14 protein-coding genes are annotated in these 14,882 nt (G+C 45.1%); 3 read left to right on the top strand and 11 right to left on the bottom strand.

Going from position 1 to position 14,882, the window contains the following annotated elements; genetic code table 11:
• Positions 1 to 303: 303 nt before the first annotated feature.
• Positions 304 to 819: a sigma-70 family RNA polymerase sigma factor gene (locus Xmir_RS15285; RefSeq protein WP_099114731.1), complete on the top strand. Its 516-nt coding sequence runs from the start codon at positions 304 to 306 to the stop codon at positions 817 to 819.
• 112 nt (positions 820 to 931) lie between these two features.
• Here Xmir_RS15285 and nqrM read toward each other — a convergent pair whose 3' ends face one another.
• The 8 genes from nqrM to Xmir_RS15245 all read right to left on the bottom strand — a co-directional run bounded on the left by nqrM (position 932) and on the right by Xmir_RS15245 (position 8,197).
• Complete coding sequence (gene nqrM / locus Xmir_RS15280) at positions 932 to 1,156, bottom strand: (Na+)-NQR maturation NqrM (protein WP_099114732.1); 225 nt, start codon at positions 1,154 to 1,156, stop codon at positions 932 to 934.
• A gap of 15 nt (positions 1,157 to 1,171) precedes the next feature.
• Positions 1,172 to 2,200 (bottom strand): FAD:protein FMN transferase, encoded by a 1,029-nt coding sequence (locus Xmir_RS15275; RefSeq protein WP_099114733.1) that lies wholly within the window; start codon positions 2,198 to 2,200, stop codon positions 1,172 to 1,174.
• A gap of 155 nt (positions 2,201 to 2,355) precedes the next feature.
• Positions 2,356 to 3,582, bottom strand: a complete 1,227-nt coding sequence (nqrF, locus tag Xmir_RS15270; protein WP_099114734.1) for an NADH:ubiquinone reductase (Na(+)-transporting) subunit F — start codon at positions 3,580 to 3,582, stop codon at positions 2,356 to 2,358.
• 15 nt (positions 3,583 to 3,597) lie between these two features.
• On the bottom strand, positions 3,598 to 4,194 hold the full coding sequence (gene nqrE / locus Xmir_RS15265) for an NADH:ubiquinone reductase (Na(+)-transporting) subunit E (protein ID WP_086107962.1): 597 nt from the start codon (positions 4,192 to 4,194) through the stop codon (positions 3,598 to 3,600).
• A gap of 8 nt (positions 4,195 to 4,202) precedes the next feature.
• Positions 4,203 to 4,832: an NADH:ubiquinone reductase (Na(+)-transporting) subunit D gene (locus Xmir_RS15260; RefSeq protein ID WP_099114735.1), complete on the bottom strand. Its 630-nt coding sequence runs from the start codon at positions 4,830 to 4,832 to the stop codon at positions 4,203 to 4,205.
• Entirely contained in the window at positions 4,825 to 5,619 is a 795-nt protein-coding gene (locus Xmir_RS15255) for a Na(+)-translocating NADH-quinone reductase subunit C (RefSeq protein WP_099114736.1), read from the bottom strand. The genes Xmir_RS15260 and Xmir_RS15255 overlap by 8 nt, the downstream gene beginning before the upstream one ends.
• The gene (locus Xmir_RS15250) at positions 5,612 to 6,850 is read right to left on the bottom strand and encodes an NADH:ubiquinone reductase (Na(+)-transporting) subunit B (RefSeq protein WP_099114737.1); all 1,239 of its coding nucleotides are present in this window, start codon (positions 6,848 to 6,850) and stop codon (positions 5,612 to 5,614) included. Before Xmir_RS15250 ends, Xmir_RS15255 begins: the two co-directional genes overlap by 8 nt.
• Positions 6,851 to 6,853: 3 nt before the next feature.
• Positions 6,854 to 8,197 (bottom strand): Na(+)-translocating NADH-quinone reductase subunit A, encoded by a 1,344-nt coding sequence (locus Xmir_RS15245; RefSeq protein WP_099114738.1) that lies wholly within the window; start codon positions 8,195 to 8,197, stop codon positions 6,854 to 6,856.
• Positions 8,198 to 8,630: 433 nt separating this feature from the next.
• On the opposite strand from Xmir_RS15245, the gene Xmir_RS15240 reads away from it, so the two are divergent.
• Positions 8,631 to 9,410 carry a L,D-transpeptidase family protein gene (locus Xmir_RS15240; RefSeq protein WP_099114739.1) on the top strand — a complete coding sequence of 260 codons (780 nt, stop codon included), beginning with the start codon at positions 8,631 to 8,633 and terminating at the stop codon, positions 9,408 to 9,410.
• Here the strand turns inward: Xmir_RS15240 and Xmir_RS15235 are convergent.
• Both Xmir_RS15235 and lpcA read right to left on the bottom strand, forming a co-directional pair.
• Positions 9,381 to 10,148: a class II glutamine amidotransferase gene (locus tag Xmir_RS15235; protein ID WP_099114740.1), complete on the bottom strand. Its 768-nt coding sequence runs from the start codon at positions 10,146 to 10,148 to the stop codon at positions 9,381 to 9,383. The two genes, Xmir_RS15240 and Xmir_RS15235, sit on opposite strands and share 30 nt — an antisense overlap.
• 23 nt (positions 10,149 to 10,171) lie before the next feature.
• Positions 10,172 to 10,753: a D-sedoheptulose 7-phosphate isomerase gene (lpcA, locus tag Xmir_RS15230; protein ID WP_099114741.1), complete on the bottom strand. Its 582-nt coding sequence runs from the start codon at positions 10,751 to 10,753 to the stop codon at positions 10,172 to 10,174.
• A gap of 252 nt (positions 10,754 to 11,005) precedes the next feature.
• Between lpcA and fadE the strand changes: the two genes are divergently transcribed.
• Positions 11,006 to 13,453, top strand: a complete 2,448-nt coding sequence (gene fadE, locus Xmir_RS15225) for an acyl-CoA dehydrogenase FadE (RefSeq protein ID WP_099114742.1) — start codon at positions 11,006 to 11,008, stop codon at positions 13,451 to 13,453.
• A 54-nt stretch (positions 13,454 to 13,507) separates the two neighbouring features.
• Here fadE and lysA read toward each other — a convergent pair whose 3' ends face one another.
• Complete coding sequence (gene lysA, locus Xmir_RS15220; RefSeq protein ID WP_099114743.1) at positions 13,508 to 14,803, bottom strand: diaminopimelate decarboxylase; 1,296 nt, start codon at positions 14,801 to 14,803, stop codon at positions 13,508 to 13,510.
• Positions 14,804 to 14,882 lie beyond the last annotated feature (79 nt).

Genomic DNA, 14,882 nt, shown 5'->3' with positions numbered 1-14,882 from the left:
ACTGGCGAATGGCAATGAGTCGTTTTATTATTGAGTTTGGTGATCGCCTTGACGGTCATTACTAAGAAATGGCACTTACACAAAATGGTGGACAGGCTCGTACTTAGGGGATAAAGTCTCAGGAATTGGCCGTAATTACAAGTTCAGTATTTCACAACAATTTTAACTGACACTTAGCCATTTAATTTCTCACCCTCTTAATTTTTAAGAGGGTGATGTCTGGAATGCTGCGTTGACTTCCTCTCAACAAATACAAATAATAATCATTATCATATTTATCCTATCCCATCAGGCAATATCATCATGGCGGTGCAAAAAAGCACATTTGGGCACAATAAAATCGCCCAGAAACTCTATTCCGATTACCATCACTGGTTATGCAACTGGATCAGACAAAACAGTGCTTGCCCAAACCATGCCGAAGATCTCACCCATGAGATCTTCATCAAACTGATGCTATCTCCAGATCTGGAAAATATCCGCCAGCCAAGAGCTTTTTTAATGACGATAGCACGCAGAACCCTTTCCAATTACTATCGTAGAAAAAAGCTGGAAGACAACTATCTGGCATATATCAATACACTGCCTGAAATCTCATCAAATTCTTCTGAGTATCAGCTCGTATTGTTAGAACAGCTAGAAAAGATAGATAAAACACTTGATGAGCTTCCGGCAAAAGTGCGGCAGGCTTTTTTGCTCACGCAACTGCAAGGCTGGTGTTACAAAGAAGTCGCGAAAGATTTAGATATCTCAACCAGCTCAGTGAAGAACTATTTACATCAGGCCCATAGAAAATGTCATCCTTTCAACACACTTTGAATGATGATATGCACATATCTGACAACCTCACTGAACGGGCAGCAAAAACCCGCTGTTTATCTGGCAGCGGGTTATTTTTTTAATCGTAAAATCTTTTAACTGCATCGTCGCATCAAAGAATACGATTTTTCTCCAACTGAGCAAGACGGTTAGCTTCCCTTGCCATGCGTTTTTTGCGGGCATCACAGGGTTCAGGGCAATCGCAAACTTTTTCCACACCAATACTTCCCAAACCACCACAACTTCCCTGTATGCTCTTACGCTTAAAGATGTAGCCCAGCGCCATTCCTGCAAAGGCCAGCAGGAAAAAGATAAAAGCAGCAATAAAGACTTCCATAACCTTCCCCCTCTCTTATTTCTTCTGTAAGTATGCCTTAAAAGCCGGGCTATAACGCTCTTCAAAACCGTCTTTGGTTTTAACAATCATAAAGACCGGGATATTCAGTTTCTCAGCCACTTCCATGCCTTTTTCTGGCCCTAACACATCTAAGCCTGTAGAAAAACCATCAGCACTCATACAGGTCTGAGCAATCACAGTGATTGAAACCAGATTATGCGTGATCGGCCTGCCGGTTTTAGGATTAATGGTGTGAGAGTAACGAACGCCATTCTGTTCAAAATAGTTACGGTAATCACCTGATGTTGCTACGGACATATTACCCGGCTCAATAATCTCTTGCGCACTCTGCGCCATACCACTATCCGATGGTTTCTCAATCGCTATCCGCCACGGATTCCCTTTGCCATTGTTACCCAATGTACGAACTTCCCCCCCAATATCCACCATGTAATCTTTGATATTTTGGGATTCCAGATACTCAGCGACAACATCAACACCATAACCTTTGGCAATGGAAGAAAGGTCAACATAAAGTTCAGGAATAGATTTAATCAGGTTATTCCCTTCAACAGACAAGTTATTGATGCCTGTCCAGACACGACGGCTCGCTAATTCTTCATCCGTCGGTGCCTTAGTAATTCGTCCTTCCGGCCCGAATCCCCACAAATTCACCAATGGGCCAACAGTGACATCCAATGCGCCATCTGTCAGTTGATTGATTCGGATCGCTTCTTTGACAACTTTCGCTGTAGCGGCAGAGACCGGAAAAGGTTTATTCACTTCGCGGCTTTGATTAAAACGACTCAATTCAGAATTTGGCCGATAAGTGGACATCTGGTCGTTCACTTCTTCCAATAACCTGTCAATCTCTTTTTGCAGATTTTCAGGAGCAGGTGAAGACGAATCAGCAACATATTTAACGGAGTAATACGTCCCCATTGTTTGCCCATTCAGGTTTTGTTGTTCAGGGCCACCACATGCCGCCAGCAGCACAACAGAAAACAACAATACACCCCAGTGGATAATTTTTTTACTCAGCATAATTCACTCTTTCTGACTCATTCTGGCTCTTTCTGAATCGTCAGCGCCCACTATGTGTGGGCGCTTGTCGTTAAATCAAAATGTTACTATCCCCTTCTGATTCCAAGTCGCCGCTTTGTTGGTTATGCGACAATTCGAAATCTGTCGGGTTGCCATCAGCCACCGAAATCATCCAACAGGATGTTTTCATCTTCTACGCCGAGGTCTTTCAACATTTTGATGACCGCCGCGTTCATAACCGGAGGCCCGCACATGTAGAATTCACAATCTTCTGGTGCCGGATGATCTTTCAGATAGTTTTCATACAGGACGTTATGGATAAAGCCTGTGTAACCATCCCAGTTATCTTCCGGCAGAGCATCAGACAATGCCACATTCCATGTGAAGTTCTCATTTTCTGCCGCCAGTTGGTCAAAATCTTCGGTATAGAACATTTCACGCTTGGAACGGGCACCATACCAGAACGAGATCTTACGCTTAGAGTTCAAACGGTTGAGCTGATCGAAAATATGAGAACGCATTGGCGCCATACCCGCACCACCACCGATGAAGATCATTTCAGCATCAGTATCTTTCGCAAAGAATTCACCGAATGGGCCGGAAATTGTCACCTTATCACCCGCTTTCAGTGACCAGATATAAGAAGACATGATACCTGGAGTAACATCCGGGTTTCTTGGTGGTGGCGTAGCGATACGCACGTTCAGCATGATAATGCCGTGTTCTTCTGGGTAGTTCGCCATTGAGTAAGCACGAACCGTTGGCTCGCTGACTTCAGAAACATAACGGAACAGATTGAATTTATCCCAATCTTCACGATATTCCTGCGGCACATCAAAATCAGAATAACGGGCAACGTGTGGAGGACATTCAATCTGAATGTAACCCCCTGCACGGAATGGAACAACTTCCCCATCAGGAATTTTCAGCTTCAATTCCTTAATGAAAGTGGCTTTGTTGTCGTTGGAGATAACTTCACATTCCCATTTCTTAACGCCGAAGATTTCCTCTGGCAACTCGATTTTCAGGTCTTGCTTAACGTTAACCTGACATGCCAAACGGCAACCTTCTTTCGCTTCACGCTTATTGATGTGAGAAAGCTCGGTTGGCAGGATATCACCACCGCCTTCCTTGATTTTCACACGGCACTGACCACAAGAGCCACCGCCACCACAAGCAGAGGACACAAAAATCCCCTGATTGGAAAGCATATTCAATAACTTGTCACCGGCGGGAGCTGAGAAACTTTTATCCTCTTCGCCGTTGACTTCAACTTTAATATCCCCGGTGTTCACTAACTTGGATTTTGCGAACAAAATCATTGCCGTCAGCACCAACACAATCAGGGTAAACATTACTACGCCTAGAATGATTATATCCATGAATTCTTCCCGCCTTTAGAGCTGCACACCGGAGAAGGACATAAAGCCCAATGCCATCAAACCGGTGGTGACAAAGGTGATCCCCAATCCTTTCAGACCAGCCGGAACATCCGCATATTTCATTTTTTCGCGGATAGCAGCCATCAGAACAATCGCCAGCATCCAGCCCATACCTGAACCGAAACCATATACGATGGATTCACCAAAGTTATAGTCACGCTGTGCCATGAAAGAAACACCACCAAAAATTGCACAGTTAACCGTAATCAACGGCAGGAAAATCCCCAGCGCATTGTAAAGAGCTGGTACATAACGGTCTAAGATCATTTCCAGTATCTGTACCAGTGCAGCAATCACCCCGATAAAGGTAATGAAGTTCAGGAAGCTCAGGTCAACCCCATCCATCAAGGCTCCGTCACGGAGTACCAGATTATAGACAAGGTTATTGGCAGGAACAGAAATTCCCAGCACAACAGTAACAGCAACACCCAGGCCAAAAGCCGTCTTCACATTCTTTGATACCGCCAGAAACGTACACATACCGAGAAAGAAAGATAACGCCATATTCTCGATAAAGACTGCGCGGACAAACAAACTAATATAATGTTCCATTTTGTTTGTTACTCCTTCTCAACCTGCGCAGGTTTCAGCGTCCGCAGACCCCAAATCAGCATACCAATAATGAAGAATGCACTCGGCGCCAGCAGGAACAAGCCATTTGGCTGATACCAGCCGCCATTTTTGATAGATTCCAGCACCGTAATGCCGAACAATTTTCCTGAACCAAACAGTTCACGCAAAAAACCGACCAATAACAGGATAACGCCATAGCCTAAACCGTTACCGATACCATCCATAAAGCTTTCCACTGGCGGTGACTTCATGGCATAGGCTTCAGCGCGTCCCATAACTATACAGTTCGTGATGATAAGGCCAACAAACACTGATAACTGTTTGGAAATTTCGTAGGCATACGCCCGTAAAATCTGGTCTACCACGATAACCAGCGACGCAATGATCGCCATCTGTACAATGATTCGCACACTGCCGGGGATATAGTTACGAATCAATGAAATGAAAAAGTTAGAAAATGCTGTTACCAGTGTTACAGCAATCGTCATAACCAATGCAGTTTCCAGTTTGGTAGTCACAGCCAGCGCTGAACAAACCCCCAAGACCTGTAATGCGATTGGGTTATTATCAAACAGCGGCCCAAGAAGGACGCGTTTTATCTCTTTGTTATCAGCCATCTTTCAAGGCTCCTTCACGCACTTTTTTCAGGAATGGGCCAAAACCGTTATCACCCAGCCAGAAATCAAACATATGCTGAACACCGTTAGAGGTCAGGGTCGCACCGGACAAGCCATCCACTCCGTAAGGGTTATCACCCGCACCACCACGAACGATTTTAAGCGCAGGAACACCCTGTGGGTTATAGAGTTTTTTACCTACCCATTGCTTACGCCATTGTGGATTATCAACTTCACCACCCAAACCCGGGGTTTCACCATGAGAGTAGTAAGTGATGCCGTGGGATGTTACGCCATCAACATCAATGGAAATAAAGGCATACATCATCGACCACAACCCGGAGCCATATATTGGCAGAACCAATTCAGTGGTTTTGCCATGCTCATCCTTGACCAGATAAACTTCTGCCATATTGGCGCGACGACGGATTTTCGCCAAATCCTGCTCTGGAGACAAAGCAATGCTAGTTTCATCACTGCGAAGCGCATTGTTCAGGTCAAAATTACCATTGCCTTTTTCCAGCGTTGCTGTTTTCAAATCAAGCAATTCAGGTTGAATACGGCTGGTATAGGTTTCTTTGATTTCTGCTGTTGTCATATCGGGTTTCAATAAACCCGCTACATCCAGAATATTGCGCTGTTTATCCAGCAGCTTTTGCTCCTGTTGCTGCGCTTTCAAGCCAACTGCTGAGCCGGCAACAACAATCGAACAGACAAGACACAGCACAAAAACAACAAGAAACGTCCTGCCGATGCTGTCATTACTTTTTGGTTTATCATTAGCCACGGGCTTTTCTCCGCTTAATATTGGCCTGCACGACCAGATAATCGAACAGTGGCGCGAACAGGTTAGCGAACAGAATCGCCAACATCATCCCTTCTGGATAGGCTGGATTTACCACTCTGATCAAAATACACATAACACCAATCAGAATGCCGTATGCCCATTTCCCTTTATCCGTAAATGCAGCGGAAACTGGGTCAGTAGCCATAAAGATCATACCAAAAGCGAAGCCACCCAGAACCATATGCCAGTACCATGGCATAGCGAACATTGGGTTGGTATCAGAACCAATCACATTAAACAGGTAAGACGCTGCAATCATACCGGCCATTACACCAGCAACGATACGCCATGAAGCAATACGGGCGAACAGAATGATGGCACCGCCGATGAAAATCATCAGAGTGGAAACTTCACCAATTGAACCGGGAATGTTACCAATAAAAGCATCCATCCAGGTCACAGGTTGACCGGTAATGGTATTTACCAGACCGTGGCTACCTGCGGTTGCCCACTGAGACAATGGAGTCGCTCCAGAAAAACCGTCAGCCGCAGTCCAAACCAAATCACCTGAAATCTGAGCTGGATAAGCAAAGAACAGGAAAGCACGGCCCGCCAACGCCGGGTTCAGGAAGTTACGGCCTGTACCACCAAAGATCTCTTTCGCAACCACAACACCGAAAGTAATCCCCAATGCGGCCTGCCACAGTGGCAGTGTTGGCGGAACAATCAATGCAAACAGAATGGAACTGACAAAGAAACCTTCGTTAATTTCATGTTTACGGATAATTGCGAATAAAACTTCCCAAAATCCACCAACAACAAAAACAACAGCATAAATTGGCAGGAAATAGGTCGCTCCCAGCAACATTTTACTGCCCCACCCGGCATCTGGTGTCAATGACGCACCAAGATACTGAGCAAGTACGTAATGCCAATCAGAAGACAAGACTTGCTGTAAGGCATCTCCATTGTATAAGTGGGTCAGGGCTGGGATCGCCTGATCACCGACGTTGTACATCCCCCAAAACATGGCAGGAAAGACAGATAGCCATACCAAAATCATCATACGTTTGAGATCGATGGCATCACGGACGTGAGAACGCCCTTTTGTTACTGTCCCCGGTGTATAGAAAACGGTGCTCACTGCCTCATAGAGAGGATAATATTTTTCCAGTTTGCCACCGGCCTCAAAGTGGTGTTCTACCTTTTCAAATAAATTTTTCAGGCCCATGAATTACCCTTCCAGCTCAATCTTAGTCAGCACGTCACGCAATACCTGACCGTACTCATATTTGCCGGGGCAAACATAGGTACACAGTGCTAAATCTTCCTCATCCAGCTCCAGACAACCCAGTGCCTGAGCACTGTCAGTGTCGCCTGCAAGCAAGTCACGCAGCAGGTGCGTTGCCATAATATCCAGTGGCATCACACGCTCATAGTTGCCAATTGGCACCATTGAACGCTCTCCACCATTTGTTGTGGTTGAAAAAGCGAAACGTTTGTTTTTCAGGAAGTGACCAATCGTGGTACGGGTAATGGAGAACTTATTGGTTCCTGGTGCGATCCAACCGAACAGCTCTTTTTCACGACCTTCAGTAAGAACTGAAACCAAAGTATGGAAACGACCAAGATAATGACGAGCATCATCTGATTTTGTGCCCCACAATACAGAACCAGAAATAATGCGGTTTTCACCCTCTTTTAGCTGATCTTGCGTCAATTCCAGCAAGTCAGCGCCCAATTGGGTGCGCACCAAACGGGGTGATTTAACCTGCGGCCCTGCCAGAGATACCACACGATCAGTGTAAAGCTCACCTGTAGTAAATAGCTTACCCATGGCGATGACATCCTGATAACCCAGATGCCATACTGTTTTTTGGGCACTGACAGGCTCAATAAAATGAATATGGGTGCCAGCCAGACCTGCGGGATGCGGACCTGCAAACTGGTTATAGGTAATTTGAGCGTTGTTTCCTGCTGTTGGGATCTTTCCAGCGCTATGACAAACGTGGATTTTCCCATCTGTCAATTTTGACAGAATATTCAGGCCATCAACAAAAGCCTCTTCCTGTGTTGCAATAACGACCAACGGATCAGCAGCCAGTGGCTGGGTATCCATTGCCGTGACAAAGATTGCCTTTGGTGTGGAACCGGGAACAGGAGAACGACTGAAAGGACGTGTACGCAATGCGGTCCACAACCCGGATGCAAGCAGATTCTTTTCTACTTGTTCACGGCTCAGACCAGCCAGTTCTGTACGATCATAACAATCAAACGCGACTTTCTCATCACCACTCAATTCAATGACGACAGATTGCAGAACACGACGCTCACCACGCCCGATGGTTACAACTTTCCCGCTTGCGGGACTGGTGAAAATAACCCCTGGATTCTTCTTATCTTCAAAAAGAATTTGACCTTTTTTGACATACTCACCTTCCTTAACCAGCATAGAAGGACGCATTCCAACATATTCTTCGCCCAGTAAAGCAACATGGCGAATTGTCGGACCATCTTCTATAACTTGGGCAGGCGCTCCTGCTATCGGGAGGTTGAGTCCTTTTTTAATTTTAATCATAAGATTTGCACAAGTTTATCAGTTAAATCATATGCTACAGATTACCCTGCGGTATTTCCTTGGGGTAATGCAGCGACTTCAGTAATAAAAAACACCTTGAGCGACATATGTCTCAAGTTATTCACTCCGATAATCGTTACAATTTTCTCTTAAGTTTCGCCGACGGTAATTCTAACATCTCCCCCACTGACTGTCTGATTAATCGAGTGACTTAGCTCAAGCAAATAGGAATAATTTCTTTGCTGAACAGTTAACTACTCGGTAAAGGCGAATTCAACCCTCACTTTTACCTACAACAGTGGAATTTTTGACCAAAAAGTAACTTCACAGAAACTGGAGATCACTGCTATCTTTTATTCTGCATTTCGCCAAAACATGACAACCCGAAACCCAACATTTCGTCAATTTACTCCCTTTTTTACACGGTTATGCTATGAAAAAAACAGTTTCTTATCTTTCATTGGGCTTATTGTTATTACATGTGCCGTTTTTTGCTGCCGCACAAAATGGTTTATCGTGGCTCAAATCATCAACCGACAATTTATCAACCAACAATTCATCAACCGAACAAGCACCATTGAAACAAATTGGCGCCGAAATTTTCATTCAAATATTCAAGGAAGAAAAACTTCTTGAACTTTATACAAAAAACAGAGATGGCCGTTATCAATTAACTCAAAGCTACCCTATCTGTAATTACTCTGGCGGATTAGGCCCCAAAACACTTACAGGCGATTTCAAAAGTCCGGAAGGGTTTTACCATGTAAGCATTAAACAGTTAAATCCGAATAGCCACTATTATCGGGCCATTAATCTGGGTTTTCCCAATGAGTTCGATAAATCCAAAGGTTATTCAGGCAATAATTTAATGATTCATGGTGAATGCAAATCTATCGGATGTTATGCCATGACCAATCGCTATATAGAAGAAATATACCAATACGCGGAAAAGGCACTTTATCATGGACAACATGAAATCAAGATCAATATTTATCCTTTCCGAATGACGTCACAAAATATGAGACGGCATAAAAACAGCAACAACTACCTATTTTGGAAACAATTACAGCCCGCCTATGAATATTTTGCCAACACAGGCATACCAGCCACTATCAACGTAATAGACGGGCGATATGTTGTTAACGCAAAAACTGAAAATCCACCATCCTTCTGGAGTACTGAATCAAACTATACGATTTCCAAGCTGAAATAACGCATAGTTTCCGGATTCAATCCGATGCCAATTTTCGTTTCCGGTTAAAGGTTGAGTGGCAATCACGGATACAACATCCCCTGGCTGGGTATGCTGCTGAAAATCAATTTCAACATCCTGATCCAGTAATTTAGCCTTGCCGAAAGGAGCACGACGCGTGATCCAATGTAATTGGGTTGAACAATAAGCCATGACAAATTCGCCATCTGACAACAGCATATTGAAAACGCCTTTTGCCCTCAATTGATCAGCCAAAGATGCAATGAACTTAAAGACCGCAGGCCAATTGGAAGGACGTTTAGGATATTTCAAGGATAATTGATGTAATATCCAGCAAAATGCCCATTCACTGTCTGTTTCACCTACAGGGCAGTAATTCCCCGTTTTCAGCTTACTATATCCCTTCAGTTGTCCATTGTGGGCATAAGTCCAATATTTTCCCCATAATTCACGGGTAAACGGATGGGTATTCACCAGAGAAACATTACCTCGGTTTGCCTGACGAATATGGGCCACAATCACTTCTGATTTGATCGGGTAGCCCTGAACAAATTGGGCCACCGGTGAGTGACAACTGGATTGGTGGTCTTTAAACGTCCTGTATCCCAATCCCTCATAGAAAGTGATCCCCCAGCCATCCTTGTGGGGGCCGGTATGCCCTCCACGCTGAATCAAGCCGCTCAGACTAAAAACAATGTCTGTTGGCACATTGGCACTCATGCCAAGTAATTCACACATCGCCTACCCCTACCAAACTGCAATCAGGCTTTTACCATTTCTTTTTCAATCAACTGAATCAAGATATGAATCACTTTAATATGAATTTCCTGAATGCGATCCGCATAACCAAAATGTGGTACACGAATTTCAACATCGGCTGTTCCAGCCATTTTGCCGCCATCATTACCTGTCAGTGTAATGACTTTCATTCCCTTAGCACGGGCGGCTTCAATCGCTTTGATGATATTGCCTGAATTCCCTGAAGTTGAAATGCCCAACAGCACATCACCTTTCTGGCCTACAGCTTCTAAGTAACGGGAAAATACATACTCATAACCAAAGTCATTGCTCACGCAGGATAAATGGCTAGGATCGGAAATGGCAATCGCCGGATATCCCGGACGGTTTTCGCGGTAACGGCCTGTCAATTCTTCCGCAAAGTGCATGGCATCACAGTGCGAGCCACCATTGCCACAAGACAGCACTTTTCCTCCTGCCTTGAATGAATCAGCCAGCAAAACAGCCGCTTTTTGAATAGCGTCAATATTTGCATCATCGTTAAGGAATTTAGCCAGCGTGTCTGCGGCTTCAGATAATTCACTGCGGATCAGATCTTGATACATGGACTCATACTCCTGAAAGGTCTGCGGGATTAATAACATCAGTTATTCAGTGTAACGGATTCCCCCTCCTGAAAGAAGATGCCATCACATCTCCATGAAACTATCACGTGTAAAACTACAATCACTTTGTGAGCTAGATTGTAATTAAGATGTAAATACATTGATAAAAGCCTTTTCCTCATCTAAAAAAGAAGGACATCATAACAGGTCAGACCTCTGACAACTCAACCTGAGATTTACAGGAGTTTTACTATGACCGCTCTCAGCATTATTTTGTTTTTAGTCTTGCTTGGTGGGCTTTGTTACCGCAAAGTCAGCCTGACTCTCAGTAGCTTATTGCTTGTTGCCTATACTTTAGTCATGGGCATCACCAGCCTTTGGAGTTACTGGTTGCTGTTACCACTCGCAATTGTCCTGTTCCCGCTTGTCTTTACACCAATACGTATTTCTCTCTTCTCTGCTCCCGGCTTAAAAGCTTTCCGCAAGGTTATGCCAAGCATGTCCACCACAGAGAAAGAAGCAATTGATGCAGGAACAACCTGGTGGGAAGGCGATCTATTCCGTGGCAACCCTGACTGGCAAAAACTGCATAACTATCCAAAACCACAGTTATCCGCTGAAGAACAAGCATTTATTGATGGTCCGGTAGAAGTAGCCTGCCGCATGGCAAATGATTTCGAAATCACCCATGAATTGGCTGACTTACCGCCAGAACTTTGGGCTTATCTGAAAGAGCATCGCTTCTTTGCCATGATCATCAAGAAAGAATACGGTGGTCTGGAATTTTCCGCTTATGCCCAATCTCAGGTACTGCAAAAACTCGCAGGCGTCTCCGGTATTCTGGCAATTACCGTCGGTGTCCCTAACTCTCTGGGTCCGGGTGAATTGCTGCAACATTATGGTACTGATGAACAGAAAAAACATTACCTGCCAGGTCTTGCCCGTGGCGAAGAAATTCCTTGCTTTGCCTTAACCAGCCCAGAAGCGGGTTCCGATGCCGGCGCTATCCCTGATACCGGCGTGGTCTGTATGGGTGAATGGCAAGGTGAACAAGTTCTTGGGATGCGCCTGAACTGGAATAAACGTTACATTACGCTGGCTCCTATCGCGACAGTGCTGGGATTGGCATTCAAACTGTACGATCCTGACCATCTGCTGGGAGATACCGAATCACTCGGCATTACCTGTGCTTTGATCCCAACCAGCACCCCAGGGGTTGAAATTGGTCAGAGACATTTCCCATTGAACGTCCCATTCCAGAATGGGCCAACTCGTGGGAAAGACATTTTCGTTCCTATCGATTACATCATTGGTGGGCCGAAAATGGCAGGTCAGGGCTGGCGTATGCTGGTTGAATGTCTGTCCGTTGGTCGTGGCATTACCCTGCCATCCAATGCGACCGGGGGATTGAAAAGCGCTGCAATGGCAATTGGTGCTTATTCCCATATTCGCCGTCAGTTCAAATTACCTATTGGTAAAATGGAAGGTATCGAAGAACCATTAGCGCGTATCGCAGGTAACTCTTACCTGATGGATGCGGCTGCGACCATGATTACCAGCGGCATCATGCAAGGCGAAAAACCTGCTGTTCTGTCTGCTATCGTGAAATACCATTGTACTCACAGAGGGCAACGCTCCATGATTGATGCAATGGATATCGCAGGCGGTAAAGGCATTTGTCTTGGGCCATCCAACTTCCTTGCCCGTGGCTATCAGGGCTCACCCATTGCTATTACCGTAGAAGGTGCAAACATTCTGACCCGCAGCATGATCATCTTCGGTCAAGGTGCAATTCGTTGCCATCCTTATGTACTGGCTGAAATCGCAGCAGCAGAAGGTAACAATGTGAAAGCCTTTGATAAAGCCCTGTTTGGTCATCTGGGTCATGTTGCCAGTAATACCCTGCGCAGCCTGTGGCTGGGTATTACCAAAGGCAGAACCAGCCGTTCGCCAGTCAATGACACAACTCGCCGTTATTACCAACAGATCAACCGGTTAAGTGCCAACCTTGCCCTTCTCTCTGATGTTTCAATGGGTGTATTAGGTGGCAGCCTGAAACGCCGTGAACGCATTTCAGCTCGTCTGGGAGACATTCTGAGCCAAATTTTCTTAGCTTCCGCTGCGCTGAAACGCTATGAAGACGAAGGCCGCCAGAAAGAAGATTTGCCATTGGTACAATGGGCAGTCGAAGATAGCCTGAACCAAGCTGAACTGGCTATGAACGATTTACTGCGCAATTTCCCTAACCGTTTAGTTGCAGGTTTAATGCGAGTGATTGTCTTCCCATTGGGCCGTGCACATACAGCACCATCCGATAAACTGGATCACAAACTGGCCCAGATACTACAAACTCCTTCCGCAACCCGCAGCCGGATTGGACGTGGACAATATCTGACCCCAAGTGAACACAACCCTCACGGGTTATTGGAAGCCGCATTGCACGATATCATCGCCGCAGAGCCAATCCATGCACGCTTGAGCCGCGAAGCAGGCAAAAACCTGAGCTTTACTCGCTTGGATAAATTAGCTGAAACAGCATTGGCAGAGCATAAAATCACTCAGGAAGAAGCGGATATCCTGAAACGTGCTGAAAACAGCCGACTACGTTCAATCAATGTCGATGAGTTCGCGCCAGATGCGTTTGCTGTACCAAACCCAGTAAAAAAGCCTGAAAGTCAGCGTCAAACTAAAGCAGCCTGATGCTGACCAGAAAATATGATTAATAAAATACGGGGCAAATGCCCTGTATTTTATTTAAACGGATTCCAACGATAACAACTCTTCTATTGTCTGGCGACGACGAATCAAACGCGCTTCTCCGCCAGTAAACATAATTTCAGGAATCAAAGGGCGGCTATTATAATTTGAAGACATCGATGCCCCGTAAGCACCTGTATCGTGAAAGATCAGATAATCTCCGACACTTACCTGAGGCAGCATGCGCGGGATAACGTCTCCACCTTCCAACTGAGTAAAAACATCACCTGATTCGCATAACGGCCCTGCAACGAGTGTTTCGCTCAGATGTGTTTCACACAGATCCGTTTCCTGTAAATTTGCATCATTAGCAATGCCATTTATTGGCAAAACAGAAATATGGTGATAACTGCCATACATAGCCGGACGCATCAAATCATTGAAACCGGCATCCGCCAACACATAATGACGGCTGCCCATAGATTTTACCGCCCGCACTTCTGCCATTAAGATCCCTGATTCAGCAACCAGAAAACGGCCGGGTTCAATTTCCAACTCAACATGATGCCCCACATGTTGCTCAATACGCTGACGGGCTTCATGCCATAGGCTGTAATAATGTTCAGTATCTACCGCTTCTTCACCGATTTTATAAGGGATTGATAATCCGCCTCCTGCTGAAATAGACTGAATATCTTCTCCGCATAATATGGCCTGTTCTACCATCGCATTACATACATTGGCGAGATGCTGATAATCCACGCCTGAGCCGATGTGCATATGCAGCCCCACCAGTTTCAAGCCATGCTGATGGATCTTTTCAATCGCCAAAGGTAGATCCTGATACCAAATACCGTGTTTGCTATTTTCACCACCGGTATTGGTCTTTTGACTATGCCCATGCCCAAATCCAGGATTGATGCGTAACCAGACAGGATGACCAGACTGGCGTTCCCCAATCTGTTCCAACATATCAATAGAGCCAGTATTGACAGGAATATCCAACTCAATAACACGATGCAACGTTGCCTTATCAATCACATCGGCAGTAAAGACAATCTCCGATCTATCTCGCCCTGGTTGAAAGCCTGCATAAAGCGCGCGTTCGATTTCCCCTAATGAAACCGCATCTACTTTCACGCCCTGTTCTCTCATTAAACGCAGGATATGGGTATTGGAACACGCTTTCTGTGCGAACCGGATAACATCAAACTGCTTTAATTTTTTGATTTTCTTAATGATGTTATCACCATCATAAAGCCACAATGGTGTTCCGTATTGAACCGGTAATTGAAGTAAATTCTCAGGGGTAAAATTTTCCCCTGATCCATTAGGAAAAGTTGAGATTGCCATTGAAGTGCCTCACAGAATCAGCAGATGCTTCATTATTGACAACAATAAAGCAGGAATAAAAATATCCATTTAGCTATAG

Source organism: Xenorhabdus miraniensis (genome assembly GCF_002632615.1).
Note: the sequence above shows the minus strand (reverse complement) of the source record. Positions and strands in the feature narration are given on the sequence as shown.

Coding starts and splice junctions, on each gene's coding strand:
- Xmir_RS15260 (WP_099114735.1), bottom strand. CDS start 4,832: ATGGCTGATAACAAAGAGATAAAACGCGTCCTTCTTGGGCCGCTGTTT.
- lysA (WP_099114743.1), bottom strand. CDS start 14,803: ATGGCAATCTCAACTTTTCCTAATGGATCAGGGGAAAATTTTACCCCT.
- Xmir_RS15250 (WP_099114737.1), bottom strand. CDS start 6,850: ATGGGCCTGAAAAATTTATTTGAAAAGGTAGAACACCACTTTGAGGCC.
- nqrE (WP_086107962.1), bottom strand. CDS start 4,194: ATGGAACATTATATTAGTTTGTTTGTCCGCGCAGTCTTTATCGAGAAT.
- nqrM (WP_099114732.1), bottom strand. CDS start 1,156: ATGGAAGTCTTTATTGCTGCTTTTATCTTTTTCCTGCTGGCCTTTGCA.
- Xmir_RS15285 (WP_099114731.1), top strand. CDS start 304: ATGGCGGTGCAAAAAAGCACATTTGGGCACAATAAAATCGCCCAGAAA.
- lpcA (WP_099114741.1), bottom strand. CDS start 10,753: ATGTATCAAGATCTGATCCGCAGTGAATTATCTGAAGCCGCAGACACG.
- Xmir_RS15240 (WP_099114739.1), top strand. CDS start 8,631: ATGAAAAAAACAGTTTCTTATCTTTCATTGGGCTTATTGTTATTACAT.
- nqrF (WP_099114734.1), bottom strand. CDS start 3,582: ATGGATATAATCATTCTAGGCGTAGTAATGTTTACCCTGATTGTGTTG.
- Xmir_RS15235 (WP_099114740.1), bottom strand. CDS start 10,148: ATGTGTGAATTACTTGGCATGAGTGCCAATGTGCCAACAGACATTGTT.
- fadE (WP_099114742.1), top strand. CDS start 11,006: ATGACCGCTCTCAGCATTATTTTGTTTTTAGTCTTGCTTGGTGGGCTT.
- Xmir_RS15275 (WP_099114733.1), bottom strand. CDS start 2,200: ATGCTGAGTAAAAAAATTATCCACTGGGGTGTATTGTTGTTTTCTGTT.
- Xmir_RS15245 (WP_099114738.1), bottom strand. CDS start 8,197: ATGATTAAAATTAAAAAAGGACTCAACCTCCCGATAGCAGGAGCGCCT.